The sequence below is a fragment of the Pseudoalteromonas sp. SR45-5 genome, assembly GCF_014163565.1.
GTDB lineage: Bacteria > Pseudomonadota > Gammaproteobacteria > Enterobacterales > Alteromonadaceae > Pseudoalteromonas > Pseudoalteromonas distincta.
In genome coordinates, this window is record NZ_JACJDN010000285.1 from 1 (window position 1) to 5,077 (window position 5,077).

Sequence of the window (5,077 nt, forward strand, 5' to 3'; positions counted from 1 at the left end):
CTTCGATAACGAGGTACCCACTCTTTCTTTGAAGTTGTTTTCCCCAGATGGCCAAGAATACGTGCGGCATTATGTAAATTGTCGTGTAAAACCCAATGAGCAATAAAAAGGGTCAGCGGCTCTGTTCTTTCGTGTTCAATATAGAACTTTTCAGCCTTGGCAAGTAAGTCAGGGGTTAAAAAGGGCAAAAACCTTTTTGTGTAAGTACCAAATTTATCCCCTTCTGGATAACCTCGATTTAAATATGGCAAAACTCTTTCAGGTTGACGCCACACAAACCACCAAGCACCTTCCACTAATGCTTCTTCATGGCTCCAATCAAGCTCTTCATAAAATTGATTCAACTGCTCATCTGGCAAACAAAGCTGGCATCCGAGTAAAAAGCGATTATAGGCAGGAGTATGATATCTATTTTCATTATCTTCTTGAGCCATTCTTAATGCCACTTCAGCAGTCATATCTTTTCCCGCTATAATTGCATTTGCTAACTCTTCATCAGAAGAAACTTTTTTAAGTGATTTACTATCAATATAATTATTGAGAGCTTGAAGAGGATCATCAATACCTGACCAAACTAATCCAATCGATTCAATAATGGGTTGTAACTCTGAAATTGGTTTTTCTAAGCAATGAAACTCGGCTAATTGCAATGCAACAATAGCTCGTTGTTTTAAGTCTGTATCATGTATATTAGGAGTAAGTGTTTTTGCAATTTCAAGCCATCCATTGTGCTTTATCCGACCTGCAACTTTGGCTGCGGCAACTTGAGCAGTATATGTACCAAAGGAGCGAACATCTTTCGTTGCACGATGACGAGAGAGCCTTAGCAATCCTTTAAAGCTTACTTGTACAGCAGCGTGTTCACTGTCTAAATCAAGATCACTAAACCCTTTAATCGCATTAGCAAACGCACAGGCTTCCTCTCCCCCATCTTGAATCATTGGACGATACGACCCCACTTTTGCTAATGTCATTAGCGCCTGCTCTTTAACATCACCCTCTGACAACCCAGAAATAACTTTAACCCACGTTTCAGACAAACTTTCTCTATAATAAGCATCTATTTTATTTACCAAAGGTAATGCTTTAGCGTGTAAACCTAGTCGGCAGCGCTCATTAACAACACTAATAAGTAAGCTGTCACCTCTTTGATATTGATTACGGTAAAGAACATCATCATCAGGTAATAAAGCACACACATCTTTTTCCCAAACCGATGCAATCTCATGATAGATATTTGAAGTGTCTACAGATCCAATAGGTACATTCTCGCGAAGTGCTTCCGTAAATAGAGTTAATAGGGATGGGTCTGCGCCCAACTTAACATGCTGTATTTCAAGAATAACAACACTAAGTAGGTACTGTAATTCATTAAGGTCTTGTAAAGCAGCTACTGCAGCGCTTACATCCCCTTGTTTTACACTTTCAAGCGCTGTCAAAAAAGGCTTACAACCTTCTTCTACTTTAGTATTTATCAACTTTTCGGCAAAGTCATACCAATCAAAATTAATTGAATCCAAAACTAATTCCCTTTATTAATATTTTAATACTGATGAGTCAAATACTTAGATATATTTTGAAATGCTTAAACAGACCAAGGTGTCTACTAAAACTAAGTGGCTACACTATATGTGTGAAAATGCCTCTATACACGAATCTGCCATAAAAAAATCCGATATTAGAAAACTAATATCGGATTATTAAGTCATTAAATTTTAGTTAACCAGCCGTGTTTATCTTCACTTTTACCCCATTGAATATCGTTCAATGCTTGGCGAAGGCGCGCGGTCGTTGGGCCTGGCTCGCCAGTACCTACTTTGTACTCTTTATCGTTATGAATAAATGTACCCACAGCAGTTAGTACAGCTGCAGTGCCCGAAAGCGCCGCTTCAGTACCTGGTTTAGCAGCACGCTCTAATAGCTCAGTAACGCTAAAGTTACGCTCGCTTACCGTCATACCTAAATCTTTGGCTATGGTTAAAATACTATTACGCGTTACACCATGTAAAAACGTGCTATCGAGCGCTTTAGTAATAATTTCGTTGCCATCAATAAGTATAAAGTTAGCAGCACCGGTTTCTTGTACGTCGCCACCTGGGCAAAATAAAATTTGATCTGCTTGATACTTAGTTCGTGCAGCACTAATAGGAGCTAGTGCACTGGCGTAGTTACCACCACTTTTTACCATACCCATGTGCGGAGCGCAGCGCATGCCATCTTCTTCAAGCAGTACACGCAGTGCAGTTGCACCACCGGCAAAGTAATCACCTACTGGCGATAGTAACGTATATAAAAGTGAGCTCATTGATGGCGCTGCCGCTTTACCAATTGCCGCCTCAGTACCAATGTGCGTTGGACGAATATACATAGAGCCTGGTGGTAATGGCGTTTCATCTGCGTATTCGCGCATAATATCGATAATCATCGTTTTTAGCATATCGCTGTCAAAACTCGGTAAGCTTAATAGCGCTGAGCTTTGTTGCATGCGTGCAATGTTTGCATCCATTCTAAAAAGATAAACAGAACCATCTTCATGGCGAAAGGCCTTTAAGCCTTCAAAACATGTACTTGAATAATGAAGAACGTGTGCACCAGCATGAAGTTCAAGTTTATCGGAAGGGACAATCGAGCTTTCGCTCCATTTATTATCAGAAAAACGAGCTTGAATCATTTGCGGCATAAACACGGTACCAAATGCGGCCATTTTAATCTCTCTTGTGTGGTCTATTTTCCTCCATTGTATGACAATCACCCGCCATTTAACCATAGCTAAAGTAAGGCTTTTTTAATTAACTATGAGAAATTTTTGCAAGTGCTGTTTACTAATCAATCGCATTGGGTGCTATAAGCAAAAAAATCGGCTAATGCAGTTGCACTAGCCGATTTTTTAGAAGTAAATAATTTACTTGAACGAATATCTAATAATACGTTTTAGCACCGAGGTATACTGTTTAAAAAAGCTACCTGTATGGTAATCAATACCGTGTTTTTTCAAAACGGCTTGTACTTGAGGTGCAACTTCTTGGTAGCGCGAAGACGGCATATCTGGAAATAAGTGATGCTCTATTTGGCAGCTCAAATGCCCCGTTAAAACATGAAACCAATGCGACCCTATAATATTAGACGAGCCCAGTACTTGGCGATAATACCACTGCCCTTGCGTTTCGTTTATGCAGTCTTCTTGTTTAAAAGTTTGCGTTTCTTCAGTAAAGTGACCACAAAATATTATGGTCGACGTCCATAAATTACGGATTAAGTTAGCTACCAAGTTACCCGCTAATACCCATAAAAATAAAGGCCCTGCAAGTAACGGAAATATCGCATAATCTTTAATTAACTGGCGAGCGCCTTTACTAAAAAAGCGCTGCTTTAATGTAGAGTGTGATACAAGCCCTTCACGGTTTTCTTTCTTTTTACCAATAAAAACACGCTCTGCAGCCAATTCGTGATACGACACGCCCCACTGAAATAACACACTTAAATTAATATACGTAAAAAACTGCCATACATTTTTAAAACGCCATTTAAAATCATCGCTTAAACGCAACAAGCCATAACCAAAGTCTCTGTCTTTGCCAATAATATTAGTATACGTATGGTGTTCAAAGTTATGAACGCGATGCCAACTTTGCCCGTCGCACGCTATGTCCCATTCATAATGTTGTGAGTTAAGTTGCTTGTCGTTCATCCAATCGTATTGACCATGCATTACATTGTGGCCAATTTCCATATTGTCTAAAATTTTAGCAAGCGCTAATAGCAACACACCTGCAACCCACAATAATGGTTGAATAAAACCGAGCATTAGCAAAATTCGCCCGCTCCATTCACACACTCGCTGTTTGCGCACAACAGAGCGAATGTAGTCAGCATCTTCTTGTCCTACTTTGCCAAGGGTGTCCATTTTAATGGCATCTAGCTCGCTTGCGAGCATGTCGTAGTTAATGTTTTTCATAATTGTAACTCCAAATCACTAACAGGTTGGCTTACGCAAAGTTGTATTAATTGCTCGCCGTTGTCACTCAATTCACCTGTTTTTAAATTACGTACCACGCCTGACTTTTTAATACATTGGCATTGATGACAAATACCAATACCGCAACCGCGTTTAACGGGTAGCTTTTTTTCTTCAAACTGAGTCAGTAAAACATCGTTGCCCGATACAACATGGGCACTGGCGTTAATTTTTACATTAAATTGGCTGTCGTCGTTTAAGGTAGGCAGCGCTAAACCAAAGGCTTCTTGGTAATAATTTAGCTTATGCGTTTTAGCAAAATCGCTCACCGTTTGCATAAATGCTGCAGGGCCACAGCAGTAAATGTCTGGGTTTTCCCACTGCTTAATATTGCTGGTTATATCGCTTGATTGCTCACGAGTTAATAATAAAAACGAAAAATGCTCAAATTGCGCCGCCAACTCACTTAGCTCATCAACACATTGATGCTCAGTGGCTTTTGCGTAATACACCAACGACACTTTTTGCGTAGTTTGGCTTAAGTAATCATCAAGCATAGCCAGCATAGGTGTTATACCCGACCCACCGGCAACAAAAGTAGCCGGTGTATGTGTATTTTTAAATACAAAGTCGCCGCTTGGCGCAGAAATATTGCACCACAACCCCGCTTTTAATGCACTGCTGAGTAAGCCTGTAAAGTGCCCTTGCGCATTTGTTTTGATTAGTAAGCGCACCAAACCTGTATTTTTAAATTGCTGAGCGCTTGAGGCCACGGTAAAAACGCGTGTTAATAATCGCCCATTAATTTCAAGCGTTAAACTTATATGCTGCCCTGACGTATGCGCCTGCCATTGTTTGCTTGGCTTAAGTTGCACACTTAAAAAACCGCCATCAAGTACAGCTGTACTAACTACTTGCGCTCTAAACTGCCCTGCACGCCAAGCAGGTTTAAACACCTGCATTACGGGCTCTATGTAGCCTGCAAAACTTTGATGGTGTAAAAACCATTTTGAAAATTGGTTTAATACTTGAGTCATCATGGTTAAATCTCTATCAAATCTTAATTACTTTGAACTTACACGTGTACGCCCAAACTTCAGCGCACAAGTGTACGCTCAAATT

The 5,077-nt window shown here is 40.1% G+C and carries 4 protein-coding genes; all 4 read right to left on the reverse strand.

Annotated elements, in window-relative coordinates; all coding sequences use genetic code 11:
• On the reverse strand, window positions 1–1,520 hold a 1,520-nt coding region (locus H5072_RS11525), incomplete at its 3' end, for a hypothetical protein (protein ID WP_182693598.1).
• Window positions 1,521–1,708: 188 nt separating this feature from the next.
• Window positions 1,709–2,767, reverse strand: a complete 1,059-nt coding sequence (locus tag H5072_RS11530) for a branched-chain amino acid aminotransferase (RefSeq protein WP_225913198.1) — start codon at window positions 2,765–2,767, stop codon at window positions 1,709–1,711.
• Between the two features lie 135 nt (window positions 2,768–2,902).
• Window positions 2,903–3,955: an acyl-CoA desaturase gene (locus H5072_RS11535; RefSeq protein WP_182693599.1), complete on the reverse strand. Its 1,053-nt coding sequence runs from the start codon at window positions 3,953–3,955 to the stop codon at window positions 2,903–2,905.
• Window positions 3,952–4,995 carry a flavin reductase family protein gene (locus H5072_RS11540; protein WP_182693600.1) on the reverse strand — a complete coding sequence of 348 codons (1,044 nt, stop codon included), beginning with the start codon at window positions 4,993–4,995 and terminating at the stop codon, window positions 3,952–3,954. The genes H5072_RS11535 and H5072_RS11540 overlap by 4 nt, the downstream gene beginning before the upstream one ends.
• Window positions 4,996–5,077: the final 82 nt, after the last annotated feature.